Genomic DNA, 1,300 nt, shown 5'->3' with positions numbered 1-1,300 from the left:
AAAGGAATCATCCGTTCCAAGTCAAGTAAAAAAAGAAACAAAAGGATTTTCGGCAAGATAACTTCGAGCGCTGTGTTAGCCGCTTGTCCCCAATCAGGTAAATTAGTAGAATTAGTGGATAAATAAGCCCAATGCGCCTTCATATAAGCAAGCAGCGAAAGTACTAACCAGCGATAGACACCTAATAGCGTTCCCTGACCAAAACGGTGTAGGCCAAAGCGATGTTTAGCAGTTTTAAACCAACCCTCAATCTGCCATCTGCGTCTACCCCACCAGGTAATGGTGCTAGCTTTTAATTGTTTAGTGGAGAGAACAAATCGTTTTTCTAGTTGACCATTATCACGCTTTAAGTAGTACCATGATATGGAGACAGGAAATTTCAAACCTGTTAAATAAACTTGCTGCCCTCTTTTACATAATTGTCTTAAGCGTCGGCCATCAACTAATTGTCGGTCGCAACGGACTCCGGCAATAACGTGGAACTTGAAGCGACGTACTCCGTGCAGAAATTCCACGCTACCAAAGGCAGTATCAACTAGAATCATTACCCGAAAACGTTTAGTTAGTGCTTTGGGCAACCGTTTGACTAATTTCAAACCCAATTGGGCAGGAGATGGATGATTTTTACCTCTCCATACTAGAAAACTCCAGGGGATGCGCCAGCGCCCTACGACTAAATAGAGAACTACCAAATGTAAGCCCCGTTTGCCGTTATAGACCTTGATTAAATGCTCAAATGGCTGAAATTTTCCGCGTTTTTCTAATGTTGTCAAGTCAATAATTACCTGTAGAAATGGCCTTCGAACTCTGAGAGACTCTGCCAAGATTTGTTTGAGTATATGTTGGCGAATTGTACGAATTAGTTTTCTGGTTGGCCAAGAGTTAAGGTTGAGAAATCGGCTTAAAGCGCTGGCAGATTTGGTTTGACTGTGTTGTGGTAAAGGATGCCCCTGTGCCTCCAAGAACAACCCCAGCATAGTTTCAAGGTTTTCCTGTTGATAGCGGGATGGCATCAGCAGCAGTAGGGTGTACACTAAACTTTGGGCGTGGGCAAGAATGGTTTCCATTGTTCTTGCTGTTCTCAAAATCTTTTCACGCCCTTTTCTCTCATATTTTTCACTAGAAAGCAAATTAATTCTATTTGAGAGCAGCTTGGACTTTTCAGCTTAAGTAATAATACTGATAAACTTGTTGAATTAATCACTTTAAAGTCAGCATACTGCTCTTTTAGCTGCTGTTGCCTTTTTACACTTTTTTTTGGATATTCAGAGTTTATCCTGACAGGTGCAAGATGTGAGTA

Annotated in this window: 2 protein-coding genes; both read right to left on the bottom strand. The window is 41.5% G+C overall.

Translation table 11 applies throughout. From position 1 onward, the window contains the following. Window positions 1–1,067: transposase (locus ACE1CM_RS17710; protein ID WP_374878878.1), on the bottom strand; the 1,067-nt coding region annotated here is incomplete at its 3' end. A 14-nt stretch (window positions 1,068–1,081) separates the two neighbouring features. Then, window positions 1,082–1,300: hypothetical protein (locus ACE1CM_RS17705; RefSeq protein ID WP_374878876.1), on the bottom strand; the 219-nt coding region annotated here is incomplete at its 5' end.

The sequence above is a fragment of the Microseira sp. BLCC-F43 genome, from assembly GCF_041929235.1.
Lineage (GTDB): Bacteria > Cyanobacteriota > Cyanobacteriia > Cyanobacteriales > Aerosakkonemataceae > Microseira.
This window is presented reverse-complemented; position numbering and strand designations above follow the sequence as displayed.